This window comes from Paracoccus sp. KKT209 (assembly GCF_055635455.1).
In genome coordinates this window covers 2,439,549-2,465,000 of sequence record NZ_CM145758.1, presented here as the reverse complement: position 1 = coordinate 2,465,000, position 25,452 = coordinate 2,439,549, and the positions used below count along the sequence as shown (strand labels likewise).

Below are 25,452 nucleotides of genomic sequence, written 5' to 3'. Positions count from 1 at the left end.
TGAGTAGCGACAAACAGGGTGAGAGACCCTGTCGCCGAAAGTCCAAGGGTTCCTGCTTAAAGCTAATCTGAGCAGGGTAAGCCGGCCCCTAAGGCGAGGCCGAAAGGCGTAGTCGATGGGAACCAGGTTAATATTCCTGGGCCAGGAGATGGTGACGGATCCCGAGGGTAGTTCGATCTTAACGGATTGATCGGGCTGCTTAGGGGTCCCTGGAAATAGCCCTCCACAAGACCGTACCCGAAACCGACACAGGTGGACTGGTAGAGAATACCAAGGCGCTTGAGAGAACCACATTTAAGGAACTCGGCAAAATACCTCCGTAAGTTCGCGAGAAGGAGGCCCGGTTTTTGCGCAAGCAGAGGCCGGGGGCACAAACCAGGGGGTGGCGACTGTTTACTAAAAACACAGGGCTCTGCGAAGCCGTAAGGCGACGTATAGGGTCTGACGCCTGCCCGGTGCCGGAAGGTTAAAAGGAGATGTGCAAGCATTGAATTGAAGCCCCGGTAAACGGCGGCCGTAACTATAACGGTCCTAAGGTAGCGAAATTCCTTGTCGGGTAAGTTCCGACCTGCACGAATGGCGTAACGACTTCCCCGCTGTCTCAAATGTGGACTCAGCGAAATTGAATTGTCTGTGAAGATGCAGACTTCCCGCGGTTAGACGGAAAGACCCCATGCACCTTTACTACAACTTCGCACTGGCATCAGGATTGCGATGTGCAGGATAGGCGGTAGGCTTTGAAGCGGGGACGCTAGTCCTCGTGGAGCCATCCTTGAGATACCGCCCTTCGCACTCTTGATGTCTAACCGCGGCCCGTTATCCGGGTCCGGGACCCTGCGTGGTGGGTAGTTTGACTGGGGCGGTCGCCTCCCAAACAGTAACGGAGGCGCGCGAAGGTTGGCTCAGACCGGTCGGAAATCGGTCGTTGAGTGCAATGGCAGAAGCCAGCCTGACTGCAAGACTGACAAGTCGAGCAGAGACGAAAGTCGGCCATAGTGATCCGGTGGTCCCGAGTGGAAGGGCCATCGCTCAACGGATAAAAGGTACGCTGGGGATAACAGGCTGATGATGCCCAAGAGTCCATATCGACGGCATCGTTTGGCACCTCGATGTCGGCTCATCTCATCCTGGGGCTGGAGCAGGTCCCAAGGGTATGGCTGTTCGCCATTTAAAGAGGTACGTGAGCTGGGTTTAGAACGTCGTGAGACAGTTCGGTCCCTATCTGCCGTGGGTGTTGGAGACTTGAGAGGAGCTGCCCCTAGTACGAGAGGACCGGGGTGGACGTTCCACTGGTGGACCAGTTGTCGTGCCAACGGCAGTGCTGGGTAGCTATGAACGGACAGGATAAACGCTGAAGGCATCTAAGCGTGAAGCCCCCCTCAAAACAAGGTCTCCCTTGAGAGCCGTGGAAGACCACCACGTCGATAGGCCGGAGATGTAAGTGCAGCAATGCATTCAGTTGACCGGTACTAATGGCTCGATAGGCTTGATTTGATCCGGAAGAAGACAGACTGTCTTCCTCCCATGCATCCTTGGACAACAAAAACCCCGAAAGGGGCGACGCTGAGCGTGTCTTTCCCGGTCTGGTGGCCCTAGCGCGAGCAAAACACCCGATCCCATCCCGAACTCGGCCGTTAAGTGCCGCTGCGCCAATGGTACTGCGTCTCAAGACGTGGGAGAGTAGGTCACCGCCAGACCTGGTAAGACACGCAAATATCTCTCTGATAACGATGAAAACCCGCAGGACAAAACTGGCGCGGGGTAGAGCAGCCCGGTAGCTCGTCAGGCTCATAACCTGAAGGCCGCAGGTTCAAATCCTGCCCCCGCAACCAAAAATACCGAACCCGCATACAGCCCGCTTCCCAGCGGGCTTTTTGTTGTCTGGCCTTGCGCAGGTCCAATCATCGCGCGCAACCGCGCCTTCAAGCTCCAATGTGATCCCCTTGGGGGGATGGCGTGAACGGTGACCGCCTCGATCAGACCGCGGATGGTCTCCAAGGCCGGCCTCCGGATCACGGGATCGGTCAGGGTGTCAGCCAGTTCGCTCACCTTGCGCCGGTAGAGCTCCGAAAGGATGGGGTGCCACCGAACACGCGACGGGGCAGGGGCGAACAAGACCTCATCAATCTCCGCGAGCCGGGTTTCCAAAGCCTCCAACCTGATCTTCAGGCCGGCCGTCCGCAGACCGTCCGCTGTGGCGTCATAGAGCCCCTCGAGCTTGCGGGTGACGGTGGCTCGCTCCGTCTGCAGTTGCCCGTTGGCAGCAGACGCCGCGCCCTTGCGGGCATTCACTTCCTCACAAAAAAGACTGCTAATACCTGAAGTTAGTGCGCTGCTGTCAGGAAGCGGACTTCGGCCTCTTCCGCCAGCCCTCCGCGCGGCTAGATCAGATCTCACATCCCTGATGGAACTCTACCACACTGGGTTCTGTCGATGCGAATCCCTGCGGCCCTGCATCCCACATTCACAAGCGCTTCTGGAACCAATCAGCCGTCGCAGGTGAAAGTCAGGCCTGACCTGTGGTGCCCCGGGCTGCAGGCTGCTAAGCGATGCTCTGCTCTTGCTCAGCGCCCAGCACCAGAAGTGGCAGGGCGGTCTCTCGCGTCAAGCGGCCCGCATCAAGACGGAACCACCCATGCCTCTTCTCAGCCTTGTCATCATCGCCATCATCCAGGGGATCACCGAATTCCTGCCCGTCTCATCGTCGGGCCATCTGATCCTGCTGCCGCGCCTCACCGGGATAGACGACCAGGGACTGGTCATTGACGTCGCCGTACATGTCGGGACGCTGGTCGCGGTGATCCTCTTTTTCTGGCGTAACGTGGCCGAAGGGCTGGTGGGCATGGGGCGCCTGGTGCGCGGGCGGATCGACACGCCGGGGGCGCGGCTGGCACTTTGCCTGATCGTCGCGACGGTTCCGGTGATCCTGGCCGGTCTGGTCCTGAAGGTGACGGGCGCGGTCGAGATGCTGCGCTCCGTTGCGGTGATCGGCTGGACGATGATCATCTTCGGCATCTTCCTCTATTGGGCAGACCGCCGGGGCGCGGCCGTGAAAGAGGTTCGCGACTGGACCCTCCGCGACGCGATCATCCTCGGCCTTTGGCAGGCGGCAGCGCTGATCCCGGGCACGTCACGCTCGGGCGCGACGATCACCGGCGCCCGCGCCCTGGGCTATGCGCGGGAGGATGCCGCACGCGTCTCGATGCTGATGTCGATTCCGACGATCCTGGCCTCGGCGCTGCTGATCGGCGCGGATGTCGTTGCACAAGCCGACGGCCAGATGGCGCTGGAGGCTGGCATCGCCGCGGCATTCTCCTTTGTCGCGGCCCTCGCGGCCCTCTCGCTGATGATGCGGCTTCTGAAGACCGTCAGCTTCACGCCCTATGTCATCTATCGGCTTGTCTTGGGCATGGCGTTGCTGTGGATCGCCTATGCTTGACTGAAAATCGGGAATGCGGAACAGAAAGACCGCTGTTCCCTTATCCAGTCGTGGCCGGGCATCGCCCGAGGGGCATCAGGGTCCACGCATGACAACCCGTGCGGGGTTTGCCGCCAATGGCGAACCGGGACGTCTTGGCCCGACGCCTTGCTGCTGGCAGTATGGCCCGATGCCCTTGCTGCGCCGCCGTCATGTTCTTCGATCGATCGCCGTGACCGCGTTGCTGCTGACGCTCGCGGGGGCGGTTCATATGGCGGCGCGGCGGGCAGGGCTGGCTGGCTTGGATGCAGAACTGCACAACCGCCTGATGCTGGCCCAGCATGCCGTGGTGACCCAAGTCGAACGCTATCGCTACCTGCCGGGGGTCGTCGCACAGGATGCGCGCATTCAAGCCGCGCTGGCGGGGCCGGATGCCGCGACCGGTCGGGCCGATGCCTACCTGACCGCCATTCGCGACCTGTCCGGCGTCGATGAAATCTATGTGCTGGACGTGGGGGGACGTGCGGTTGCTGCCAGCAATCACGCCGAGCCCGGCAGCTTTGTCGGTCAGAACTATGCGTTCCGGCCCTATTTCAGGCAGGCGCTGGAGGTGGGGCAGGGACGCTATTATGCGGTCGGCGTGACCACGGGCATTCCGGGCTATTTCCTCGCCTCGCGGATCGGGCCGCAGGAGGCGCCCTTGGGGGTGGCGGTGGCCAAGGTCGACATGTCCGACCTGCCAAAGGCTTGGGCGGGGGCCGCGCAGGCCGTGGGCCTTGCGGACGGGGCCGGCGTCGTCTTTCTGTCGGCCGAGCCGGAATGGCTCTTCCGCCCGTTGGACCCGTTGCGGCCCGACACTGTGGCACAGCTGGCGGTCGAGCGTCGCTATGACGGGCAGGACTTGGCGGCGGCGGTCCCGCTGCGTCCCGCGCTGGCCGGGCTGCGCCTGGCCGAGGCCCCGCTGCAGGCCGATGGCTGGCGGGTGATCGCGGCCCTGCCCGTCGGGGCGGTCGAACAGCAGGCCCGCCTGCTGGCGGCGCTGGCGGGCATGTCGGGCCTGCTGCTGTCCGCGCTGGCCGTCAGCCTGGCGCAGCGGCGTCAGCTGATCCGCGTGCGTCTGGACCAGAACGCCGAGCTGGAGCGCCGCGTGACCGAGCGGACCGAGGCCCTTGGCCATGAAATCGCCGAGCGCCGGCGCGCCCAGGCCGAATTGCGCGAGGCGCATGAGAGCCTGGTCCAGGCCGCCAAGCTGGCGGTTCTGGGGCGCATGTCTTCGACCATCGTGCACGAGGTCAGTCAGCCCCTGTCGGCGCTGGACAGCACGCTGGCCGCGGCCGAGCTGCACCTGCGCGCGGGCCGGGAGGCGCGGGCCGAGGCCAGCCTGGGCGCCGCCCGGGCGCTGCTGATGCGGATGCAGAAGATGGTGCGGAACCTGAAATCCTTTGGCTCGCGGCAGCGGATCGATCCGCCAGAGCCTGTGGACATGGGGCAGGTGCTGGCCGCGGCCGCCGAGGTGCTGGCGCCGCGCCTAGCCGAACTGGGCCAGAGCCTGCATCTGGCCGCGCCCGCAGGCCTGCCCGCCGCACAGGGCCATCCGATCCGGCTGGAGCAGGTCGCCACGAACCTGATCCTGAACGCCGCCGAAGCCGCAGCGGCGGCCGCCGCCTCCGAGCCGATCTCCGTCAGCCTGACCGTCCAGGGCCCGATGCTGCGCCTGACAATCGCCGATCGGGGGCGCGGCATCGACCCCGCGCTGCGGACCCGCATCGAGGAGCCGTTCTTCACGACCCGGATCACCGGCGAAGGCCTGGGGCTGGGCCTGGCCATCACCCGCGGGATCCTGGACCAGATGGGCGGCCAGATGGACTTTGCGCCGCGTCCGGGCGGCGGCACGCTGACCATCGTCGACCTGCCCCTGTGGCAGAACCAGGCCGTCCCGACCCGGAAGGCGAGCTAGGATGCGGGGCCGGATTGTCTTCATCGATGACGAGGCACCCCTTTGCGCGGCTGCGGCGGACTGGCTGGAGGCGTCGGGCTTCGAGGTCCAGACCTTCACCGACCCCGCCGAGGCGCTGTCGCGGATCCGGGCCACCGACTGCGACGCCGTGGTGACGGACCTGCGGATGCCCGGGTTGGGGGGGCAGGAGGTTCTGGACGGGCTGCGCGCGCAGGACCCAGACCTGCCGGTGATCCTGCTGTCGGGACATGCGGATGTCCCGGTCGCGGTGGCTGCGATGCGGACCGGCGCGCATGATTTTCTGGAAAAGCCCTACCGCGCCGAACATCTGGTCGAGGTGCTGGACCGTGCCGTGGCCCTGCGCCGGATGCGGACCTCTGCCCGGCAGGCGCGCAAGACCGGCCCCGCCCTTGCCCGACTGGAGACCCGCCTGGCCGGTGACAGCCAAGTTATCCGCCACCTTCGTCGCATGGTCGGACACCTGTGCGATCTGCCGCAGGACGTCCTGATCACCGGAGAGCCGGGCAGCGGGCGGCTGGAACTGGCCCGCTGCCTGCACGACTTCGGGCGCCGGTCGCGGCGGCCCTTCGTGATCGTGCCCTGCGCCGGCCTGTCGGCCGAGGCGCTGGAGCAGGAACTGTTCGGCCAGGAACGCGGCGCGGGGCCCGCGCGCCCCGGCCGGCTGGAACAGGCACAGACCGGCACGCTGGTGCTGACCGACATTCAGGATCTGCCGATGGGCGTTCAGTCGCGCCTGATGCGCGCGCTGCTGACCGGCGTGGTGGAACGGATGGGCGGCAGCACGCCGCGCTCCATCGACCTGCGCCTGATCGCAACGGCCCGGCCTGACATCGCCTCTCATCCTGCGCATGGAGGGCTGCGCGCCGACCTGTTTCATCGCCTGTCGGCGGTCACACTGGACTGCCCGCCCCTGCGACGGCGGGCCGAGGACATCCCGCTGCTGTTCACGGCCATGGCGGAGGCTGCGGCCCTGCGCCTTGGCCTGCCGAGGCCCGACCTGCTGCCCGCCGACCTGGATCGGCTGGCCGCCGGCAACTGGCCCGGCAACCTGGCTGAACTGCGCGCCACGGCAGAGCGGGCGGTCCTAGCCCTGCCGGGATCCGCGGCGACGGCGGGTGGGGGACAGGCCCTGCCGGAACGGCTGGCCCGCATCGAAGCACAGATCATCGCGGAGGCGCTGAGAGATGCCGGGGGCCACACTGCGGCCGCTGCGGAAGCCTTGGGCATTCCCCGCCGGACGCTGACCGAAAAGATGGCCCGACTTGGCCTGCGCGGCGACAGTCCCGGCAGCTTCTTGCCGGGGGATGTTTAACCGACGCAATATTTCGCCGGACACAGTTGATGCTGTTGCCTGATAAATCTATCAAGAACAAGGGTTTATGACAGAATCAGCGATCCGGCACCTTCTGGGACATCCCGCCTGCCACCGCTCAAGGGATATTGCTACGCTTCCGCGCAGAACATCATGGGAGGATCGCATGTTCCATCGCATCGCTGCCGCCGCTTCGGCGGTTGCCCTGACGGGCATCATGGCCACCGCGCCGCAGGCCCGCGCGCAGGAGTTCATCAATGTGCTGACCGGGGGAACCTCGGGGGTCTATTATCCGCTTGGCGTCGCGCTGTCGGAAATCTATGCCAGCGGCATCGACGGCGCCCGCACGCAGGTGCAGGCCACCAAGGCCTCGGTCGAGAACCTGAACCTCCTGGCCCAAGGCCGCGGCGAGATCGCTTTCGCGCTTGGCGACAGCGTCCAGTTGGCTTGGGAGGGCAACGAGGAGGCAGGCTTTGCCCGCCCGCTGAAGGAACTGCGCGCCATTGCCGCGATCTATCCCAACTACATCCAGATCGTCGCCGATGCCGCGGCGGGCGCCACCACGCTGGAGGACCTGCGCGGCAAGACCCTGTCGGTGGGCGCGCCGGCCTCGGGCACCGAGCTGAACGCCCGCACCATCTTCAAGGCGGCAGGCATGAGTTATGACGACCTGGGCAAGGTCGAGTTCCTGCCCTTCGCGGAATCGGCCGAGCTGATCAAGAACCGCCAGCTGGAAGCGACGCTGCAGTCCTCGGGCCTGGGCGTGGCCTTCATCCAGGACCTGTCGGCCACCCATGACATCACCATCGTGGCCATCCCCGAGGAGGTCGTGACCAGCATCGGCCAACCCTATGTCCCGGCCGTCATCCCGGCGGGCACCTATTCGGGCATCGACGTGGACGTCCCCACCGCGGCGGTCGGCAACATGCTGATCTCGCACGAAGGCGTCAGCGAGGAGACCGCCTATCAGATGACCAAGCTGATGTTCGAGAACCTGGACCGGATGCAGAGCGCGCATGGCGCCGCCGCCGGGATCAGCCCCGACACGGCGCTGGACGGCTTGCCCATCCCCCTGCATCCGGGTGCCGAGCGTTACTATCGTGAAATCGGCCTGATCGAGTGATCGCCCGGCCCGCGCGTCCCCTGCGCGGGCCTCATTTCCCGGAGAACGCCATGTCCGTCACCCCCACCCAAGCCGGCGGGCCGACCCGCCCTGACCGGTCCCAGCTGGACCCCTCGGCCGCGATCGAGCCCGAGATCCAGGAGGGCCTGCCTCCCGGATGGGGCGCGGGCCTGCCGGGCCGCCTGGCCTTCTGGCTGGCTGTGGTCTTTGCGCTGTTCCAGCTCTGGGCCGCCGCCTATGGCGCGCTGCCCAGCCAGATCGTGCGGGCGATGCATGTGGGCTTCCTGCTGCTGCTGGGTTTCGGCCTGGTTGGCAACCTGGTCGCCAGGTCGCGCGGCGGGCAGATCTTCTTCTGGGCGCTCGGCATCCTCGGCTTCTCGACCGGGCTTTACCAGTGGGTGGAGTACAACGACCTGATCCGCCGCACCGGATTCCTGAACCGGACCGACCTGGTCATGGGCACCGTCCTGATCGTGCTGGTCTTCGAAGGAGCGCGCCGGCTGATGGGCTGGCCGCTGGCGGTGATCGCCGGAATCTTCCTGGCCTACTGCTTTCTGGGCCAGCACCTGCCTCCACCCTTCATCCATCGCGGCTATGGCTTTGACCAGATCGTCGAGCATTTCGCCTTTGGCACCGAAGGCATCTATGGCAGCCCGATCTATGTCAGTTCGGCCTACATCTTCATCTTCGTGGTCTTTGCGGCGTTCCTGGAACGGGCGGGCATGCTGAACCTGTTCAACGACTTTGCCTTGGGCATGGTCGGCGCGCGCAGGGGCGGGCCTGCACAGGTGGCGGTGCTGTCCTCGGCGCTGATGGGAACCATCTCGGGCTCGGGCGTGGCCAATGTCGTGGCCTCGGGGCAGTTCACCATCCCGATGATGAAGAAATCGGGCTTCAAGCCCGCCTTCGCGGGGGGCGTCGAGGCGACGGCCTCGATGGGCGGCCAGATCATGCCGCCGGTGATGGGTGCCGTGGCCTTCATCATGGCCGAGACGCTGAACGTCCCCTATGCCGCCGTGGTCCAGGCCGCCATCGTGCCGGCGGTGCTGTATTTCGGCGTCGTCTTCTGGATGGTCTGGCTGCAGTCGGGACGCGACGACCTCAAGGGCCTGCCGCAAGCCAGCCTGCCGAACCCCTGGCACGCAGTGCGCGACCAGTGGCCGCTGGTCCTGCCGCTGGCCGCATTGGTCTACCTGCTGTTCGCGGGCTACACGCCGATCTTTGCGGGGACTATGGGGCTGGCGCTGGTCACCGTGCTGATCCTGGGGGCGCCCCTGGCCGCGATGATCGGGCCGGTGGTGTTCCGCATGGTGTTCTGGGTCGCGCTTGGTCTGGCGGCCGCCAGCTTCCTGAAATTCGGCATCAACCTGCTGGCGCTGGTGATCCTGGGCCTGATCCTGGCCTGCGCGGTCTTTCAGGGCACGCGGCCCACCATCGGGATCATCCGCGACGCGCTGGCGCAGGGTGCGCGCAACGCGCTGCCCGTGGGCATGGCCTGCGCCATCGTGGGCATCGTCATCGGCACGCTGACCCTGACCGGCATCGCCTCCACCTTCATCGGCGCGATCATTGCCATCGGGCAGGACAACCTGTTCCTGTCGCTGGTGCTGACCATGCTGACCTGCCTGGTGCTGGGCATGGGCATCCCCACGATCCCGAACTACATCATCACCTCGTCCCTGGCCGGTCCCGCCCTGTTGGAACTGGGCGTGCCGCTGTTGGTCAGCCACATGTTCGTGTTCTATTTCGGCATCATGGCCGACCTGACGCCGCCCGTGGCGCTGGCCTGCTTTGCGGCGGGTCCGATCGCCAAGACCTCGGGGCTCAAGATCTCGATGCAGGCGATCCGGCTGGCGGCGGCGGGGTTCATCATCCCGTTCATGGCGGTCTATACGCCCTCGCTGATGCTGCAGGACGGCGGCGCCATCGCCGAAGCCTGGGGCTATCCGGTCGAGGTCGCCTATGTCCTGCTGAAGACGGTGGCGGGGGTGGCCATGTGGGGCATCGCCGTCGTGGGCTATCTCTGGGGCCGCACGACGGTGCCGGAACGTCTGCTGGCCTTCGCGGCGGGGGTCAGCCTGATCCTGGCGATGCCCTGGACGGATCAGGCCGGCTTTGCGCTGGCGGTCCTGTTCCTGGTCCTTCATGGCGCGCGCATCCGGCGGATGCGAGCGGTGACCCCGTGATCTGCGTCAGTGCCGGGGCCTTTGCCCTGGCCCTGGCTGCGCCGGGCTTTACCCTGGAATGGCGCCATTCGGTCACGCGAACCCTGTGGTGGGAACGCTGGACTGCCGGTCCCGAAGGGCTCGCTCCTGTCGAGGCCCGCATGACCGGCCCCGGCGCCGGGATGGAGCCGCCGCAGGACGCCGTCTGGCGCGACGGCGCATGGCATTTTGCACCACATGTGCCGCCGCAGCAGGTGGTTCTCCTTGCGGCATCCGGAGCGACCGGGGGCGGCTGGCGCCTCTGCGGCGGGGGCAACTGCCACGACCTGCCCGAAACCCTCGGTCCGATCCGCCTGCAATCGGCGGCGGCCTGCGACACCCCCGCTCCTTGAACGCGATCCCCAGCCTGTCCGGCTGGCCGGGCAGGGGTCAGTCCGCTCTGGGGCAGCGTCCACAGTGGTCTCCGATGGCCGGATCCGCACGATGGTCCCTTGACGCGATCCGCAATGGCGGCGCACGGTCTGATCCTTACTGGAGGCAGGTGCGGGACCGATGACGGACAAGGACATGGGCTGGGCGATACCGCTGATGCAGGTGGGCTATACCGGCCGGGGGCTGGTCTATCTGGCCGTGGCGGGGATCTCGCTCTACTCGATCTGGCAGGGTGGCGGGGCGCAGGACACCTCCTCGGCGCTCGGCTGGCTCGAGGGCACATGGGGCGGCGCGGTGGTGCTGTTCCTGATCCTGCTGGGCATGCTGGCCTATGCCGTCTGGCGGGCGCTCGACGCGGCCTTTGACCTGGAATGCTATGGCAGCGACGGCAAGGGCATCATCGCCCGTGCGGGCATGCTGGTCACGGGGGGCCTCCACCTGGGCATCGGGATCGTCGCATTCTCGCTGCTGTTCGGCAGCGGCGGCTCAGAAGAAGGCTCCAGCATTCCGCGATATGTGGGGACGGTCATGCAGTGGCCGGGCGGGCGCTGGATCATCGGGCTGGTCGCGCTGATCATCATGGCAACCGGCGTCTATTACCTGCGGCAGGGCTGGAAGGCGAGCTATCGAGAGCATCTTCGCGCCAGCCGGTTCACCACGCGCTGGAACCCGGTTCTGAGGGCCGGCGTCATCGCCCACGGTGTGGTGATCGCGGTGATCGGCCTGCTGTTCATGTTCGCGGCGCTGCGGGCCGACCCGCAGGCCGCCGGCGGCGTCGGAGAGGCGTTTTCCTGGCTGTCCGGCCAGATCTATGGCCGGCTTCTGGTGATCGCGGTTTGCGTGGGGCTGGTGGGCTTTGCGATCTTCTGCTTTGTCAACGCCGTCTTCCGCATCGTGCCCCGGGCCTCGGGTCCGGACGTACAGAGCTTGGCCGCCAAGCTGACCGGCTAACGTCCGCTCCCTCGGCCTTGGCGCCAGTCGTCACGGCCGCGGCAGGTAGGGGATGGCGCCGGCGATGTCGCTGTCGTCGATCACGCGGAAATGGCTGACCGAGCCCTCCTGCCTGGCCTTGCTGAAGGGGGCATAATCCGGGTCGTTGGCAAAGGCATGGGCAGAGGCCCGGTCGGGAAACTGGATCAGCGCGATCAGCGTCTCGTCGGTCGTTTCGCCTTCCAGCGTCTCGATCTTGCCGGAGCGGGACAGATAGCGCCCGCCATGCCGCGCCGCGATGTCATGCACCTTGGTGGCGTATTCGGGCACCCACGTATCGTCGGTGACCTTGACCTCTGCGATCAGGAATGCAGTCATTGTTGATCCTCCCCGTCGAAAACTGCACGAACTATAGCCGGCGCCGCTATTGCGGCAATCGGAATTCGGCAGTACGCGCGGGCGGAGGATGGCAGGGGTGACCTGTCACAGCAGCGCTTCATCGCCGCCTGCAGGCACAAGAATGGCGCTGCCGCGAGAGGTGATCCGTGAAAGAGAAAAGGGCCTAATCGCACGCGATCAGGCCCTTGAATGTCTTGGCTCCGGCGGTAGGGATCGAACCTACGACCAATTGATTAACAGTCAACTGCTCTACCGCTGAGCTACGCCGGAACACGAGGCGGGATATAGCAACGTCGCAGGGGGGCGTCCAGTGGGTTGGGGCGACTTTTTGTCATGCAGGTGCAAAAATCGTGACGGCTGACAAATCCCCTTCGAAATCAACCACTCCCAGCTGCGCCAGCGCGATCAGGTGGGCCAGCACGTTCCGTTCCGCCGCCAACAGAAGGCGAGGATGGACGTCATAGATGCGGCGGGCCAGCCCATGCGCCGTGTCCGGCTGCTGGCGCAGGGCGGCCAGAATCTGGGCGCTGCGGGTGCGCCGATGCGCGATCAGGTCATGAAGCCGGGGCAGGGGGGCCTCGATCGCCGCGCCATGAGTCGGCAACAGCCGGTCGGGCGACAGCCCGGCCAGGCGCTCGACCGACCGGAGGTAGTCGGCCAGGTCTCCGTCCGGCGGCGAGATCAGCGTCGAGGACCAGGCCATCACCAGGTCCCCGCAGAAGATCGTCCTGTCCCACTGAAAGCCCAGATGCCCGCCAAAATGGCCTGGCGTGTGCAGCGCGCGCAGCGTCCAGTCGGGCGTCTCGACCACATCGCCGTCCGCCAGAAGCATGTCGGGGGCGAAGCCCGCATCCAGTCCTTCGCCGCCGCCCACCAGGCCCCCGGTTGCCAGGCGCGTCATGATCGGCGACCGGCCGGCCGTCGCATCCCCGAAGGACAGCACAGGGGCGCCCGCCATCCGGGACAGCCGCGCCGCGCCGGCGCTGTGGTCCAGATGCGCATGGGTCACAAGGATATGGCTGATGTGACCCTGGCCCGCCTGCAGGATCGCCTCCAGATGCGCGTCGTCATCGGGACCGGGATCGATGACCGCGACATGGCGCTGGCCGATCAGGAAGGTGGTCGTGCCCGGCCCGGTCAGGGGCGAGGGGTTCGCGGCCAGGATCCGCAGCGGCTCTTTCGCAGGGGCGTTCATGGCGCTAGCCTAGCCCGCGAGAGGAGAGGTTTCCATGTCGAACCATGCCGAAGGCCCGATTGCCCGCACGCTTGTGCCGCGCGGCCTTTATGCACGGGCGGCGCTGATCCTGTTCCTGCCGGTGGTGGTCGTCACCATGGTCGTCAGCGTCATGTTCCTGCAGCGCCATTTCGACGGCGTGACGCGGCAGATGACCTCCAGCATGGCCCATGAACTGGCTTTGGTGGTCCGCCTGGTCCGGGAGGCGGACACGCCCGATGACGCACGGCGCGCTGGCCTTGCGGTGGCCGCGCCCCTGGACCTGCGGCTGGAGCTGCCGGTGGAGCCGCTGCCGGAGGACCTGCGCCGGTTCTACGACTTCTCGGGGCGCATCGTCATCGAGGTGCTGCGCGAGACGCTGCCGCAGATCCTGTCGATCGACCTGGCCTCGGACGACAAGCGGGTCTCGGTCGCGCTGCAGGGTGAGGCGGGCCCCTTCGGGATCAGCTTCGACCGGCGCAGGGTCAGCGCCTCCAACCCGCACCAGCTGCTGGTGCTGATGGTCGTTACCTCGCTGCTGATGACCGGGATCGCCACGATCTTCCTGCGCAACCAGCTGCGCCCCATCCGGCGCCTGGCGCTGGCCGCCGAGGAATACGGCAAGGGCCGCATGGTGCCCTATCGCCCCTCCGGTGCGGTGGAGGTGCGCAGCGCCGGCACCGCCTTTCTGGACATGCGCAACCGGCTGGAGCGGCAGAACGAACAGCGCAAGCTGATGATGTCGGGCATCAGCCACGACCTGCGCACGCCGCTGACGCGGCTGCGGCTGAGCCTGTCGATGATCTCTCCCGAGATGCCGCCGGACGCGGAGGAGATCGCCGCAATGGAGGCCGACATCGCCGAGATGAGCCGCATGGTGGACGGCTTTCTGGACTATGCGCGCGAGGAGGCGCAGGAACACCAGGCCGAGCCCCTGGTGGCCGCAGATTTTCTGGAAACCATCGTCGCCGACGGGCAGCGCGCCGGCCAGGAGGTCCAGCTGGTGCGCTTTGAAGGGGACGCGGACGGGAAGGCGATGTTCCGGCCCGACATGCTGCGGCGTGCACTGGAGAACCTGATCGGCAATGCCGTCCGCTATGGCAGCCGGGCTGAACTGGACGCCTCCCTCGGGCCCCGCAGCCTGCGGATCGGGGTCGAGGATGACGGGCCCGGCATCCCCGAGGACAGCTTGGAAATGGCCATGCGCCCCTTCACCCGGCTGGACCCGGCACGGCGGCGCAGCAGCGCGCAGGGCGCCGGGCTGGGCTTGGCCATCGCCGCCGACGTGGCGCGGGCGCATGGCGGGCAGCTGCGGCTGGGACGCGGTCCGCGGCTGGGCGGCCTGCGCGCCGAAATCGTGATTCCCCGCTGAGTTTCGACGTGGCGCGGGAAATAGCGGGTATTCTTGCGGTCGTATTGAACGCGGGGGGCGCTGGCCCTAGATTGTCGTCATGCAGGGGCCGTGCGTCGCCATGACGGGGCCACGGCTTCGGGCAGAAAGGACAAGACATGACGGAATTCACCACTCAGACCTACCCGGTGCTGCCCTTGCGGGATATCGTCGTCTTCCCGCACATGATCGTGCCGCTATTCGTGGGGCGCGAGAAGTCGGTGCGTGCGCTGGAAGCGGTCATGGAATCGGACAGCCCGATCCTGCTGTCGGCGCAGAAGGATGCTTCGGTCGACGAGCCGACCGAGGAGGGCATCTATCGCACCGGCGTGCTGGCGAATGTGCTGCAGCTGCTGAAGCTGCCCGACGGCACCGTCAAGGTGCTGGTCGAGGGACGCGAGCGTGTGCAGATCACCGATTTCGTGCCGAATGACGACCATTTCGAAGCGACCGCCGTCGCCATGGACGAGACGCTGGGCGACGACGCCACCGTGGCCGCCTTGGTGCGGACCGTCGCCGAGGAGTTCGAGCGCTACGTCAAGGTGCGCAAGAACATCCCCGAGGAGGTCGTGGCGGCCGTGGCCGAGGCGACCGAGCCCGGCAAGCTGGCCGACCTGGCCGCCGGCCACATGGGGATCGACCTGGACCGCAAGCAGGACCTGCTGGACACGCTGAACATCGCCGAGCGTCTGGAGAAGGTCTATGGCCTGATGCAGGGTGAGATGTCGGTCCTGCAGGTCGAGAAGAAGATCAAGTCGCGCGTCAAGACCCAGATGGAGAAGACGCAGCGCGAGTACTATCTGAATGAGCAGATGAAGGCCATTCAGAAGGAACTGGGCGACGGCGAGGACGGCCAGAACGAGCTGGCCGAACTGGAAGAGAAGATCGCCCAGACCAAGTTCAGCAAGGAAGCCCGCGACAAGGCCGAGGGCGAGCTGAAGAAGCTGAAGTCGATGTCCCCGATGTCGGCCGAGGCCACCGTCAGCCGCAACTACCTGGACTGGCTGCTGGCCCTGCCGTGGGGCGTGAAGTCGCGCACCCGCAAGGACCTGTCGCGCGCCGAGGCGATTCTGGACGCCGATCACTTCGGGCTGGAAAAGGTCAAGGAGCGGATCGTCGAGTACCTGGCCGTGCAGGCGCGCAGCCAGAAGCTGAAGGGACCGATCCTGACGCTGGTCGGACCTCCGGGCGTGGGCAAGACCTCGCTGGGCCGCTCGATCGCCAAGGCGACGGGGCGCGAATTCATCCGCATCAGCCTGGGCGGCGTGCGCGACGAATCCGAAATCCGCGGCCACCGTCGGACCTATATCGGCTCGATGCCCGGCAAGATCATCCAGGCGCTGAAGAAGGCCAAGACCACCAACCCGCTCATCCTGCTCGATGAGATCGACAAGATGGGTCAGGACTTCCGCGGCGACCCGGCTTCTGCGATGCTGGAGGTGCTGGATCCCGAACAGAACTCGACCTTCGTGGACCACTATCTGGAGGTGGAATACGACCTGTCCAACGTGATGTTCGTGACCACGGCCAACAGCTACAACATGCCAGGCCCGCTGCTGGACCGGATGGAGATCATCCCGCTGTCAGGCTATACCGAGGACGAGAAGCGCGAGATCGCCAAGGGCCACCTGCTGCCCAAGCAGATCGCCGCGAACGGGCTTCGCAAGGGCGAGTTCAGCGTGACCGACGAGGCGCTGACCCATATGATCCGCTATTACACCCGCGAAGCGGGGGTGCGGTCGCTGGAGCGCGAGATCGCCAAGCTGGCCCGCAAGGCCGTGACCGAGATCCTCAAGGGCAAGGTCAAGACCGTCGAGGTGACGCCCGAGAAGGCCGAGGAATACCTGGGCGTCCGGCGTCACCGCTATGGCTTGGCCGAGAAGGAGGATCAGGTCGGCGTCGTGACGGGTCTGGCCTGGACCTCGGTCGGTGGTGACCTGCTGCAGATCGAGGCGCTGCGCCTGCCGGGCAAGGGCCGCATGAAGACGACCGGGAAACTGGGCGACGTGATGAAAGAATCGATCGACGCGGCCTCCAGCTTCGTCCGGTCGGTGGCGCCGGAAATCGGGGTCAAGCCCCCGGAATTCGACCGCCGCGACATCCACGTCCACGTTCCGGAAGGGGCCACCCCCAAGGACGGGCCGTCGGCGGGCATCGCCATGGTGACCTCGGTCGTCTCGGTCATGACCGGAATCCCGGTCCGCAAGGACGTGGCGATGACGGGCGAGGTGACCCTGCGCGGCCATGTCCTGGCCATCGGCGGGCTTAAGGAAAAGCTGCTGGCAGCATTGCGCGGGGGCATCAAGACGGTGCTGATCCCGCAGGACAATGAAAAGGATCTTGTCGAGATCCCGGACAACGTCAAGCAGGGCCTGACCATCATCCCGGTCAGCAATGTCCGCGAGGTGCTGCGCCATGCCTTGGTGCGGATGCCGGTTCCGGTTGAATGGGACGAGGCGGCCGAGGAGGCCGCCGAGGCCGCCCGGCTGTCCAGCCAGCGCGGATCCGACGCGCCCGGTGCCGTTGCGCACTGACAGATGACATCATGGCCCGGGCTTCGACCCGGGCCATGCATAAACAAATGATTGACGTAACGTCAAACCGCGTTAGGCTGATGTGACTTTCCGGGAGGGGGACCAGGAATGACACATGAATCGGCAGAGGCCATCGGCCTTCGTACCAGCCCAGACCCGCGCGTTGCGCATGTCGTGCAGAAACGGGATTTCATCGACCGCGTTCTGGCCGCCACCGGCGCCCGCCGAACAGAGGCTCGTCCCATCATTGAGGCCACCTTGGCACAGCTGGGGCAGGTTCTGTCCGAGGGCCAGACCCTGGCCGTCCCGCCCCTCGGGCGCGCGCGAATCAATCTTGAAAAAGATGCCCGCGGCGGTGACGTGATCACCCTGCGACTGCGCCGCAGGCCTACCGATCCGGGGCTGCTGGAGTAAAAAGCCCCGCCAAAAGGCACTGGCGCCTCTTGCGTCCCTGCGCGGCTGACGCTAGAAGCCAGCCGACGGGTGATTAGCTCAGTGGTAGAGCGCTTCGTTCACATCGAAGATGTCAGGGGTTCAAATCCCTTATCACCCACCATCCACCACCTGCACGGATTTGCGCTTGGCGCGCGGCTGGATTATAGGCGGGCCTTCGCCCGTTTCCGACCCGCAATCCGGACCGATCCCGATGCCCGATCCGATCACCCGCGCCGCGCGCCTGTCCGTCGCTCCGATGATGGACTGGACCGACCGCAACTGCCGCCGCTTTCATCGGCTGATGTCGCGCCGGGCGCTTCTCTATACCGAAATGGTCACCGCCCCCGCCATCATCCACGGCGAACGCGGGCGGCTGCTGGATTACGACGCGGCCGAACATCCGGTTGCGCTGCAGCTGGGCGGCTCCGATCCGGACGAACTGCGGCAGGCCACCCGGATCGCCTCCGACTGGGGCTATGACGAGATCAACCTGAATGTCGGTTGCCCAAGCGATCGCGTCCAGTCCGGGGCCTTCGGGGCGATCCTAATGAAATCGCCGCAGCTTGTCGTCGATTGCGTGACCGCCATGCAGGCAGCCAGCCCGGTCGAGGTCACGGTGAAATGCCGCATCGGCGTGGACGATCAGCAGGCCGAGGAGGTGCTGCCCGCCTTCATCGACATCCTGGGCCAGGCCGGCATCCGCCGCGTCACCGTTCATGCCCGCAAGGCTTGGCTCAAGGGCCTCAGCGCCCGCGAAAACCGCGAGATCCCGCCGCTGGACTATCCGCTGGTCCATGCGATGAAGGCGCAGTTCCCCGACATGCACCTCTCCGTCAATGGCGGCATCGCCAGCCTGGACCAGGCCCGCGAACATCTGGCCGTCATGGATGGGGCGATGGTGGGACGCGCGGCCTATCACGAACCCTGGAACATCCTTGGCGCGGCCGACGCGCTCTGGGGTGACAGGCCGCTCTTCGACAGCCCGCAGCAGGTCGCGCAGGCCATGCGCCCGCTGATCATCGACCATCTGGCGCAGGGCGGGCGGCTGCACCAGTTCACCCGCCACATGCTGGGCCTGTTCCACGGCCAACCCGGCGCGCGCAGCTGGAAGCGCACCTTGTCGGAAGGCGCCTCAAAGGGCGGGATCGAGGTTTATGACGCCGCCCTGGCGCAGGTGACAGAACCCGCCTGATTTCTCCGCTGGCCAGATACCCCGGGCCCGGGCAGCGCCCCCTTACCCGGCGGCCTTTTCCGCGACCTTGGCCGCGTCCCACAGCCGGTCCATCTCGGCCAGGTCGCTGTCCTCGGGTCGCCGTCCCTCGCCGGCCAATGCCGCCTCGATGGCCTGGAACCGCCGCGTGAACTTGGCATTGGCGCGGCGCAGCGCCAGCTCGGGGTCGATCTTCAGGTGCCGCGCCAGGTTCGCCATCACGAACATCAGGTCGCCGAACTCCTCCTCCAGCGCCTCGGGCCCCAGCTCGTCGCGTGCCTCGACCAGTTCGGCCGTCTCCTCGGTGATCTTGGCCAGCACGTCGCCCGGGCCGGGCCAGTCAAAGCCCACGCGCGCCGCGCGGTTCTGCAGCTTGACGGCGCGGGTCAGCGCGGGCAGGCCCAAGGCGACCCCATCCAGCGTGCCGCGCTCTGCTTTGCCGGCACGCTCGACCGCCTTGATCGCCTCCCAGTCCTTCACCTGCTGCTCTGCCGACTTGTCGCGGGATTCATCGCCAAAGACATGCGGATGGCGGAAGATCAGCTTGTCGCTGATCGCCGCGGCGCAGTCGGCGAAATCGAACATGCCGTCCTCGCGCGCGATCTGGGCCTGGAACACCACCTGCAGCAGCAGGTCGCCCAGCTCTCCCGGCAGCTCGTCCCAGGCCTGCCGCTGGATCGCATCCTCGACCTCGTGGGCCTCCTCGATCGTGTAGGGGGCGATGGTGGCAAAGGTCTGCTCGACGTCCCAGGGACAGCCCGTCTGCGGGTCGCGCAGCGCGGCCATGATGTCGATCAGGCGGGTGATCTCGGCCGCGGGGTCGCGGCGGGTCGTCGTCGGGTCGGCCATTGCAATTCCCCTGCGGACACGGAAGATGCCCCCGACTGCCACAGCGAAAGCCCCAAGTCCACATGCCCGTCCTGAACCGTATCGCCGATTTTGCCGAGCAGATGACCGCTTGGCGCCGCCACCTGCACCAGCATCCCGAACTGGGCTTCGACTGTCACCAGACCGCCGCCTTCGTGGCCGAGCGGCTGCGCGAATTCGGCGTGGACGAGATTCACGAGGGGATCGGCCGCACCGGCATCGTCGGCATCATCAACGGGCGGGGCAAGGGGCCGACGATCGGGCTGCGCGCGGACATGGACGCGCTGCCGATGGATGAGGTGACGGGTCTCGAATGGGCCTCCACCGTGCCGGGGCGGATGCATGCCTGCGGCCATGACGGTCATACTACGATGCTGCTGGGGGCCGCCAAGTACCTGGCCGAGACGCGCAACTTTGCCGGGCGTGTCGCGCTGATCTTCCAGCCTGCCGAGGAGAACGGCGGCGGCGGCCAAGCGATGGTCCGGGACGGGATGATGGAGCGCTTCGACATCTCCAGCGTCTTTGCCATGCACAACAACCCCGGCCAGGCGCTTGGCAGCTTCCAGACGACGCCGGGACCGATCATGGCTGCCGTCGACACGTTCGAGATCCATGTGAAGGGCCGGGGCGGGCACGGCGCGCTGCCGCATCTGACGGCGGACCCGATCGTGGCGGCGGTGGCGATCGTCAGCGCGATCCAGACCATTTCCAGCCGCAACCACCACACGATGGACGACCTGGCCCTGTCGGTGACGCAGATCCACACCGGCAGCGCCGACAACATCGTGCCCGACACCGCCTATATCTGCGGGACGGTACGCACCTTCGAGCCGCATGTGCGCGACATGGTCTGCCGCCGGATGACGCAGATCTGCGACGGACAGGCCGGGGCCTATGACGTCGAGGTCCGGCTGGATTATCAGCAGGGCTATCCCGCCACCGTGAACGATCATGCCCGGACCGCCTTTGCCGTCGAGGTCGCGACCGAGATCGCGGGCCAGGCGCACGTGGTCCCCGATTCCGGCCGCGAAATGGGGGCCGAGGATTTCAGCTACATGCTGAATTCCCGCCCCGGCTGCTACCTGTTCCTGGGGCAGGGAGAGGGGCCGGGCGTCCACAACCCGACCTATGATTTCAACGACGCGGTGGCCCCCGTCGGCGCCAGCTTCTTCGCCCGCCTGGTCGAGCGTTCGCAGCCCGCCTCCCTGTAGGGCAGGCGCCCGCCCGCATCACGAAGCCGTTTGTCGCCAATGCCGCAGGGCAGGCGCCGCTTTCTTGCCAATGACCGGCCGCGCAGATAGGTTGCGCGCCAATCCAGACGAGGCCCGCGGCCCGGCCGCGCCCTTCCATGACCGAAAGGACCGTGAATGTTCGTGACCCCCGCCTATGCCCAGGCCGCCGGCGGCGCCGGTGCCGGTGCCGCCTTCGCGCAGTTCATCCCGCTGATCCTGATCTTCGCGATCATGTATTTCCTGATGATCCGCCCGCAGCAGAAGCGCCTGAAGGCCCACCGCGAGATGGTGGCTTCCGTCAAGAAGGGCGACCAGGTCGTGACCCAGGGCGGGATCCTGGGCAAGGTCTCGGCCGTGCGCGACGAAGAGCTTGAGGTCGAGATCGCCCAGGGCGTGCGCGTCCGCGTGCTGCGCAGCACCCTGGCCCAGGTGGTGTCCAGGACCGATCCTGTCGCCGCCAACTCCTGAAAGGCGCCACGTCCATGCTGCAGATTGACCGCTGGAAGCGCATCCTGATCCTTGGGATCTGCCTTCTGGGGCTGCTTTTCGCGCTGCCCAATGCCTTCTATGCCCGGGTCGAGGCCCATAACGATGCCACGGCGCAGATCGAGGCGACCGGCGTCGAGACGCCCGAACTGGTGGCGGCGCGTGATGGCTGGCCCTCGTGGCTGCCCAACAGCCTGGTCAATCTGGGGCTGGACCTGCGCGGCGGTGCCCATCTGCTGGGCGAGGTCCAGGTCGCCCAGGTCTACAAGTCCCGCATGGACGCGCTGTGGCCGGAACTGCGCCGTGCGCTGTCGGCTGAGCGCGAGACCATCGGCGCGATCCGCCGCGTGCAGGCCCCCGAGGGCGTGCTGTCGATCGAGATCGGCAACCCCGACCAGATGTCCCGCGCGGTCGAGATCGTGCGCGGCTATTCGACGCCCGTCACCACCCTGACCGGCGCCGGCCAGCAGTCGCTGGCCATCGCGACCCAGGGTCCGACCCTGACCATCCAGCTGTCGGATGCGGAAAAGGCCATGACCGACGACCGCACCATCCAGCAGTCGCTGGAGATCGTGCGCCGCCGCGTCGACGAGGTCGGGACCCGCGAACCCACCATCATGCGCCAGGGCGCCGACCGCATCCTGATCCAGGTCCCCGGCATCGGCTCGGCGGGCGAACTGAAGGAGCTGATCGGCACGACCGCCCAGCTGACCTTCAACCCGGTCGTGGGCAGCACCGGCGACGCCGAGGCGCAGCCGGGCCTGGGCCAGATCATTGCTCCGTCGGTCGACCAGCCGGGCCTGTTCTACATCCTGGAGGACAGCCCCGTCGTCACCGGCGAGGACCTGGTCGACGCCATGCCCGCCAGCGACGAGAACGGCCTTCCTTCGGTCAACTTCCGCTTCAACCCGACGGGCGCGCGCGCCTTTGGCGCCTATACCTCGGCCAATATCGGCCAGCCCTTCGCGATCGTGCTGGACAACGAGGTGATCTCGGCCCCGGTGATCCGCTCGGCCATCACCACCGGCTCGGGGCAGATCTCGGGCTCGATGGATTTCGACCAGGCCAACCGCCTGGCGGTCCTGCTGCGCGCCGGCGCCCTGCCGGCCGAGATGACCTTCCTGGAAGAACGCACCATCGGCCCCGAACTGGGCCAGGACAGCGTCGATGCGGGCAAGGTCGCCGCCGCCGTGGGCTTTGTCGCGGTGGTGGCGCTGATGATCCTCTCCTACGGCCGCTTCGGCATCTTTGCCACCGTCGCCCTGGGCTTCAACATGCTGCTGCTGTTCGCGATCCTGTCGGTGATCGGCGCCACGCTGACCCTGCCGGGCATCGCCGGGATCGTTCTGACCATCGGCATGGCGGTCGATGCCAACGTGCTGGTCTTCGAGCGCATCCGCGAGGAGCTGAAGACCGCCCGCGGCCCCGCCCGCGCCATTGAGCTTGGCTATGAAAAGGCCATGTCCGCCATCGTGGACGCCAATATCACCACGCTGATCATCGCGGCGATCCTGTTCGTGCTGGGCTCGGGCCCGGTCAAGGGCTTTGCCGTGACGCTGACGATCGGGATCGTGACCTCGGTCTTTACCGCGCTGTTCGTGACCCGCCTGCTGACGGTCATGTGGTTCGAACGCAGCCGCCCGAAACAGATCGAGGTCTGACATGGCATTCCGTCTGAAACTCGTCCCCGACGACACCCGGATCGACTTCTTCCGCTGGCAGTTCCTGACCTTCGGCATCTCGACGGTCCTGGCGCTGGCCTCGGTCGTGGTGCTGTTCCTGAACGGGCTGAACTTCGGCATCGACTTCCGGGGCGGCACGACGATCCGCACCGAATCCGTGCAGCCGGTGGATGTCGCGGCCTATCGCGCCGCCCTGCAGCCCCTGAACCTGGGCGACGTGGCGATCACCGAGGTCTTCGATCCGACCTTCGGCCCCGAGCAGAACGTGGCGCAGGTCCGCATCAGTGCCCAGGACGGCACCGAGGCGGTCACCCCCCAGACCGTCGCCGCGGTCGAGGCCGCGCTGCAGCAGGTCGATCCCTCGATCACTTTCCCCTCGGTCGAATCCGTCGGTCCCAAGGTCTCGGGAGAGCTGATCCAGACCGCGGTCTACGCGGTGCTGGCCTCGCTGGTCGCGATTTCGATCTATATCTGGCTGCGCTTCGAATGGCAGTTCGCGGTGGGCGCCATCGTGTCGCTGATCCATGACGTGCTGATCACGATGGGCATCTTTGCCCTGTTCCAGATCCGCTTCGACCTGACCACGATCGCGGCGCTGCTGACCATCGTCGGCTATTCGATCAACGACACCGTTGTCGTCTTCGACCGCCTGCGCGAGAACCTGATGAAGTACAAGACCCGTGCCCTGCGCGACGTCATGAACCTGTCGGTGAACGAGACCCTGTCGCGGACCGTGATGACCTCGGGCACGACGCTGGTGGCGCTGATCGCGCTTCTGGTGCTGGGCGGCGACGTGATCCGGGGCTTTGTCTTCGCCATCACCTTCGGCATCCTGATCGGGACCTATTCCTCGATCTACGTGGCCAAGAACGTGGTGCTGTGGCTGGGCGTCAAGCGCGACTGGGACAAGGCCGATCCCAAGGACCCCAAGACCCGCAAGAACCTGTCGCCCTTCGAGGGCGCCGAGGAGGGCTGATGGCCACCTTCACCCCCACCGACTTCCAGGGCCAGAATGCCGTGGACAGCTATGGCCCCGGCTTCTTCCGCATCGCGGGCAAGGTCTTTCACGGCGCCGTGGTGGTCGAGGGGGATCGCGTCCAGCCTTGGCAGGGCCTGCAGGACGCGGGTCCGCTGGAGGCGCTGGCGGGGCGCATCGACGTGCTGTTCCTGGGCCTGGGCGAGCAGATCGGCTATGCCCCGCGCGAGATGGTCGCGCTGCTGGACGGGATGGGCATCCGGGTCGAGGCGATGCCCTCGCCCACGGCGGCCCGCACCTACAACGTGACGCTGTCCGAGGGTCGCCGGGTCGCCTGCGCGCTGCTGCCCCTGTGAGCCTTCTTTCCGTCCATGACCTTGCCGTATCGCGCGGCGGTCTGCGGACGGTCGAGGGCGTCTCCTTCACCCTGAAGGCCGGACAGGCGCTGATCCTGCGCGGCCCCAACGGCATCGGCAAGACGACCCTGCTGCGCACCATCGCGGGCCTTCAGGAACCCGTGTCGGGCCGGATCGTGATGGACGACGACCTGGTGGCCTATGCGGCCCATGCGGACGGGTTGAAATCCGCGCTGACGGTGGCCGAGAACCTCGACTTCTGGGCGCGAGTCTTTGGCGGGGGAAATGTCGCGCATGCGCTGGCGGCGCTGGACCTGACGGGGCTGGCCGCGCGGCCCGCCTCGGCCCTCTCCGCCGGGCAGAAGCGGCGTCTGGGGCTTGCCCGGCTGCTGGTGACCGGCCGGCCGCTCTGGGTGCTGGACGAGCCGACCGTGTCCTTGGACACGGCCTCGGTCGCACGTTTTGCTGATGTCGTGCGCGCCCATCTGGGGCAGGGAGGCGCCGCCCTGATCGCGACCCATATCGACCTTGCGATCCCCGAGGCGCAGGTGCTGGACCTGACCCCCTTCCGCGCCCGCCCCGGCACGGCGCCCGCCCGCCGGCCCTCCGGCTTCAACGAGGCCTTTGCGTGATCGCGCTTTTGCGTCGCGACCTGCGGCTGGCCACGCGCGCGGGCGGCGGCTTTGGACTGGGCGTCGCCTTCTTCCTGATCCTCTGCACGCTGGCTCCCTTCGGCATCGGCCCCGACCGCGGGGCGCTGGCCCCGGTCGCGCCCGGCATCCTCTGGGTCGGCGCGCTGCTCTCCTGCCTTCTGTCGCTGGACCGCATCTTCGCCCTCGACCACGAGGACGGCAGCCTGGACCTGCTGGCCACCGCCCCCCTGCCGCTGGAGGGCGCGGTCGCGGTTAAGGCCCTGGCCCATTGGATCACCACCGGCCTGCCGCTGATCCTGGCCGCCCCGATCTTCGGCGTGCTGCTGCAACTGCCCGGCCGGGCGATGCCCTGGCTTCTGGCCTCGCTGCTGATCGGGACGCCGGCGCTGTCGATGCTGGGGGCCTTCGGGGCGGCGATCACCGTGGGGCTGCGCCGCGGGGGGATGCTTTTGTCGCTCTTGGTGCTGCCGCTCTACATCCCCACACTGATCTTCGGGGCCGAGATCACCCGCCGGGGCGCGGAAGGCGCGGCGACCGCTACGCCAATGCTGTTCCTAGCCGGGATCACGCTGGCGGTGATGGCGCTGATCCCCTTCGCGGCCGCCGCCGCGCTGCGGGTCAATCTGCGGTGAGGGACGCGCCGCCCTCTTGTTGGGGCGGC

At 66.8% G+C, this 25,452-nt stretch carries 21 protein-coding genes, 3 tRNA genes and 2 rRNA genes (1 of these 26 cut by a window edge); 22 read left to right on the top strand and 4 right to left on the bottom strand.

Annotated elements, in window-relative coordinates:
- From ACZ2G3_RS12190 to ACZ2G3_RS12145, 10 genes are all read left to right on the top strand, one after another.
- Positions 1-1,494: ribosomal RNA gene (locus tag ACZ2G3_RS12190) — 23S ribosomal RNA — on the top strand (it extends 1,340 nt beyond the left edge of the window).
- A gap of 88 nt (positions 1,495-1,582) precedes the next feature.
- Positions 1,583-1,697: ribosomal RNA gene (gene rrf / locus ACZ2G3_RS12185) — 5S ribosomal RNA — on the top strand.
- A 58-nt stretch (positions 1,698-1,755) separates the two neighbouring features.
- Positions 1,756-1,832, top strand: a tRNA-Met gene (locus tag ACZ2G3_RS12180).
- A gap of 803 nt (positions 1,833-2,635) precedes the next feature.
- Positions 2,636-3,439, top strand: coding sequence for an undecaprenyl-diphosphate phosphatase (locus ACZ2G3_RS12175; protein ID WP_470396309.1), 804 nt, complete (start codon positions 2,636-2,638; stop codon positions 3,437-3,439).
- A gap of 211 nt (positions 3,440-3,650) precedes the next feature.
- Complete coding sequence (locus tag ACZ2G3_RS12170) at positions 3,651-5,375, top strand: ATP-binding protein (protein WP_470396308.1); 1,725 nt, start codon at positions 3,651-3,653, stop codon at positions 5,373-5,375.
- A 1-nt stretch (position 5,376) separates the two neighbouring features.
- Positions 5,377-6,708 (top strand): sigma-54-dependent transcriptional regulator, encoded by a 1,332-nt coding sequence (locus ACZ2G3_RS12165; protein WP_470396306.1) that lies wholly within the window; start codon positions 5,377-5,379, stop codon positions 6,706-6,708.
- A 217-nt stretch (positions 6,709-6,925) separates the two neighbouring features.
- A complete protein-coding gene (locus ACZ2G3_RS12160) occupies positions 6,926-7,831 on the top strand; it encodes a TAXI family TRAP transporter solute-binding subunit (protein WP_458478720.1) in 906 nt (301 codons plus the stop codon).
- Positions 7,832-7,881: 50 nt separating this feature from the next.
- Complete coding sequence (locus tag ACZ2G3_RS12155) at positions 7,882-10,017, top strand: TRAP transporter permease (RefSeq protein ID WP_470396305.1); 2,136 nt, start codon at positions 7,882-7,884, stop codon at positions 10,015-10,017.
- A complete protein-coding gene (locus ACZ2G3_RS12150) occupies positions 10,014-10,388 on the top strand; it encodes a DUF1850 domain-containing protein (RefSeq protein WP_470396303.1) in 375 nt (124 codons plus the stop codon). The genes ACZ2G3_RS12155 and ACZ2G3_RS12150 overlap by 4 nt, the downstream gene beginning before the upstream one ends.
- A gap of 160 nt (positions 10,389-10,548) precedes the next feature.
- Entirely contained in the window at positions 10,549-11,379 is an 831-nt protein-coding gene (locus ACZ2G3_RS12145) for a DUF1206 domain-containing protein (protein ID WP_470396301.1), read from the top strand.
- Positions 11,380-11,409: 30 nt separating this feature from the next.
- On the opposite strand, the gene ACZ2G3_RS12140 is transcribed toward ACZ2G3_RS12145, so the two are convergent.
- The 3 genes from ACZ2G3_RS12140 to ACZ2G3_RS12130 all read right to left on the bottom strand — a co-directional run bounded on the left by ACZ2G3_RS12140 (position 11,410) and on the right by ACZ2G3_RS12130 (position 12,952).
- Positions 11,410-11,736, bottom strand: a complete 327-nt coding sequence (locus ACZ2G3_RS12140; RefSeq protein ID WP_470396300.1) for a DUF1330 domain-containing protein — start codon at positions 11,734-11,736, stop codon at positions 11,410-11,412.
- A gap of 216 nt (positions 11,737-11,952) precedes the next feature.
- A tRNA-Asn gene (locus ACZ2G3_RS12135) sits at positions 11,953-12,027 on the bottom strand.
- 61 nt (positions 12,028-12,088) lie between these two features.
- Complete coding sequence (locus ACZ2G3_RS12130) at positions 12,089-12,952, bottom strand: MBL fold metallo-hydrolase (protein ID WP_470396298.1); 864 nt, start codon at positions 12,950-12,952, stop codon at positions 12,089-12,091.
- Positions 12,953-12,986: 34 nt separating this feature from the next.
- Between ACZ2G3_RS12130 and ACZ2G3_RS12125 the strand changes: the two genes are divergently transcribed.
- The 5 genes from ACZ2G3_RS12125 (at position 12,987) to dusA (ending at position 18,521) form a co-directional block, all read left to right on the top strand.
- Positions 12,987-14,342, top strand: a complete 1,356-nt coding sequence (locus tag ACZ2G3_RS12125; RefSeq protein WP_470396296.1) for an ATP-binding protein — start codon at positions 12,987-12,989, stop codon at positions 14,340-14,342.
- Between the two features lie 137 nt (positions 14,343-14,479).
- Positions 14,480-16,894 carry an endopeptidase La gene (lon, locus tag ACZ2G3_RS12120; protein WP_419271134.1) on the top strand — a complete coding sequence of 805 codons (2,415 nt, stop codon included), beginning with the start codon at positions 14,480-14,482 and terminating at the stop codon, positions 16,892-16,894.
- A gap of 108 nt (positions 16,895-17,002) precedes the next feature.
- Complete coding sequence (locus tag ACZ2G3_RS12115; protein WP_470396294.1) at positions 17,003-17,308, top strand: HU family DNA-binding protein; 306 nt, start codon at positions 17,003-17,005, stop codon at positions 17,306-17,308.
- Between the two features lie 67 nt (positions 17,309-17,375).
- A tRNA-Val gene (locus ACZ2G3_RS12110) sits at positions 17,376-17,450 on the top strand.
- 90 nt (positions 17,451-17,540) lie between these two features.
- Positions 17,541-18,521 carry a tRNA dihydrouridine(20/20a) synthase DusA gene (gene dusA, locus ACZ2G3_RS12105; RefSeq protein ID WP_470396292.1) on the top strand — a complete coding sequence of 327 codons (981 nt, stop codon included), beginning with the start codon at positions 17,541-17,543 and terminating at the stop codon, positions 18,519-18,521.
- Positions 18,522-18,563: 42 nt separating this feature from the next.
- Here the strand turns inward: dusA and mazG are convergent, their stop codons facing one another.
- Positions 18,564-19,388 carry a nucleoside triphosphate pyrophosphohydrolase gene (gene mazG / locus ACZ2G3_RS12100; RefSeq protein ID WP_470396290.1) on the bottom strand — a complete coding sequence of 275 codons (825 nt, stop codon included), beginning with the start codon at positions 19,386-19,388 and terminating at the stop codon, positions 18,564-18,566.
- Between the two features lie 62 nt (positions 19,389-19,450).
- Between mazG and ACZ2G3_RS12095 the strand changes: the two genes are divergently transcribed.
- From ACZ2G3_RS12095 to ccmB, 7 genes are all read left to right on the top strand, one after another.
- Complete coding sequence (locus ACZ2G3_RS12095; protein WP_470396289.1) at positions 19,451-20,617, top strand: M20 aminoacylase family protein; 1,167 nt, start codon at positions 19,451-19,453, stop codon at positions 20,615-20,617.
- Between the two features lie 156 nt (positions 20,618-20,773).
- A complete protein-coding gene (gene yajC, locus ACZ2G3_RS12090; RefSeq protein WP_419271129.1) occupies positions 20,774-21,106 on the top strand; it encodes a preprotein translocase subunit YajC in 333 nt (110 codons plus the stop codon).
- A gap of 14 nt (positions 21,107-21,120) precedes the next feature.
- The gene (gene secD / locus ACZ2G3_RS12085; RefSeq protein WP_470396287.1) at positions 21,121-22,785 is read left to right on the top strand and encodes a protein translocase subunit SecD; all 1,665 of its coding nucleotides are present in this window, start codon (positions 21,121-21,123) and stop codon (positions 22,783-22,785) included.
- 1 nt (position 22,786) lies between these two features.
- Positions 22,787-23,782, top strand: a complete 996-nt coding sequence (gene secF / locus ACZ2G3_RS12080) for a protein translocase subunit SecF (RefSeq protein WP_470396285.1) — start codon at positions 22,787-22,789, stop codon at positions 23,780-23,782.
- Complete coding sequence (locus ACZ2G3_RS12075) at positions 23,782-24,138, top strand: Mth938-like domain-containing protein (RefSeq protein WP_470396283.1); 357 nt, start codon at positions 23,782-23,784, stop codon at positions 24,136-24,138. Before secF ends, ACZ2G3_RS12075 begins: the two co-directional genes overlap by 1 nt.
- Positions 24,135-24,770 (top strand): heme ABC exporter ATP-binding protein CcmA, encoded by a 636-nt coding sequence (gene ccmA / locus ACZ2G3_RS12070; protein WP_470396281.1) that lies wholly within the window; start codon positions 24,135-24,137, stop codon positions 24,768-24,770. The genes ACZ2G3_RS12075 and ccmA overlap by 4 nt, the downstream gene beginning before the upstream one ends.
- Positions 24,767-25,423, top strand: coding sequence for a heme exporter protein CcmB (ccmB, locus tag ACZ2G3_RS12065; RefSeq protein WP_470396279.1), 657 nt, complete (start codon positions 24,767-24,769; stop codon positions 25,421-25,423). The genes ccmA and ccmB overlap by 4 nt, the downstream gene beginning before the upstream one ends.
- The last annotated feature ends 29 nt before the right edge of the window (positions 25,424-25,452 follow it).

What these genes read in the sequence shown, in the direction of transcription:
- yajC (WP_419271129.1), top strand. Translation starts at nt 20,774, where the DNA reads ATGTTCGTGACCCCCGCCTATGCCCAGGCCGCCGGCGGCGCCGGTGCC.
- ACZ2G3_RS12155 (WP_470396305.1), top strand. Translation starts at nt 7,882, where the DNA reads ATGTCCGTCACCCCCACCCAAGCCGGCGGGCCGACCCGCCCTGACCGG.
- secF (WP_470396285.1), top strand. Translation starts at nt 22,787, where the DNA reads ATGGCATTCCGTCTGAAACTCGTCCCCGACGACACCCGGATCGACTTC.
- ACZ2G3_RS12165 (WP_470396306.1), top strand. Translation starts at nt 5,377, where the DNA reads ATGCGGGGCCGGATTGTCTTCATCGATGACGAGGCACCCCTTTGCGCG.
- dusA (WP_470396292.1), top strand. Translation starts at nt 17,541, where the DNA reads ATGCCCGATCCGATCACCCGCGCCGCGCGCCTGTCCGTCGCTCCGATG.
- ACZ2G3_RS12075 (WP_470396283.1), top strand. Translation starts at nt 23,782, where the DNA reads ATGGCCACCTTCACCCCCACCGACTTCCAGGGCCAGAATGCCGTGGAC.
- ACZ2G3_RS12130 (WP_470396298.1), bottom strand. Translation starts at nt 12,952, where the DNA reads ATGAACGCCCCTGCGAAAGAGCCGCTGCGGATCCTGGCCGCGAACCCC.
- ACZ2G3_RS12140 (WP_470396300.1), bottom strand. Translation starts at nt 11,736, where the DNA reads ATGACTGCATTCCTGATCGCAGAGGTCAAGGTCACCGACGATACGTGG.
- ACZ2G3_RS12095 (WP_470396289.1), top strand. Translation starts at nt 19,451, where the DNA reads ATGCCCGTCCTGAACCGTATCGCCGATTTTGCCGAGCAGATGACCGCT.
- ACZ2G3_RS12125 (WP_470396296.1), top strand. Translation starts at nt 12,987, where the DNA reads ATGTCGAACCATGCCGAAGGCCCGATTGCCCGCACGCTTGTGCCGCGC.
- secD (WP_470396287.1), top strand. Translation starts at nt 21,121, where the DNA reads ATGCTGCAGATTGACCGCTGGAAGCGCATCCTGATCCTTGGGATCTGC.
- ACZ2G3_RS12160 (WP_458478720.1), top strand. Translation starts at nt 6,926, where the DNA reads ATGGCCACCGCGCCGCAGGCCCGCGCGCAGGAGTTCATCAATGTGCTG.
- lon (WP_419271134.1), top strand. Translation starts at nt 14,480, where the DNA reads ATGACGGAATTCACCACTCAGACCTACCCGGTGCTGCCCTTGCGGGAT.
- mazG (WP_470396290.1), bottom strand. Translation starts at nt 19,388, where the DNA reads ATGGCCGACCCGACGACGACCCGCCGCGACCCCGCGGCCGAGATCACC.
- ACZ2G3_RS12175 (WP_470396309.1), top strand. Translation starts at nt 2,636, where the DNA reads ATGCCTCTTCTCAGCCTTGTCATCATCGCCATCATCCAGGGGATCACC.
- ACZ2G3_RS12145 (WP_470396301.1), top strand. Translation starts at nt 10,549, where the DNA reads ATGACGGACAAGGACATGGGCTGGGCGATACCGCTGATGCAGGTGGGC.
- ACZ2G3_RS12115 (WP_470396294.1), top strand. Translation starts at nt 17,003, where the DNA reads ATGACACATGAATCGGCAGAGGCCATCGGCCTTCGTACCAGCCCAGAC.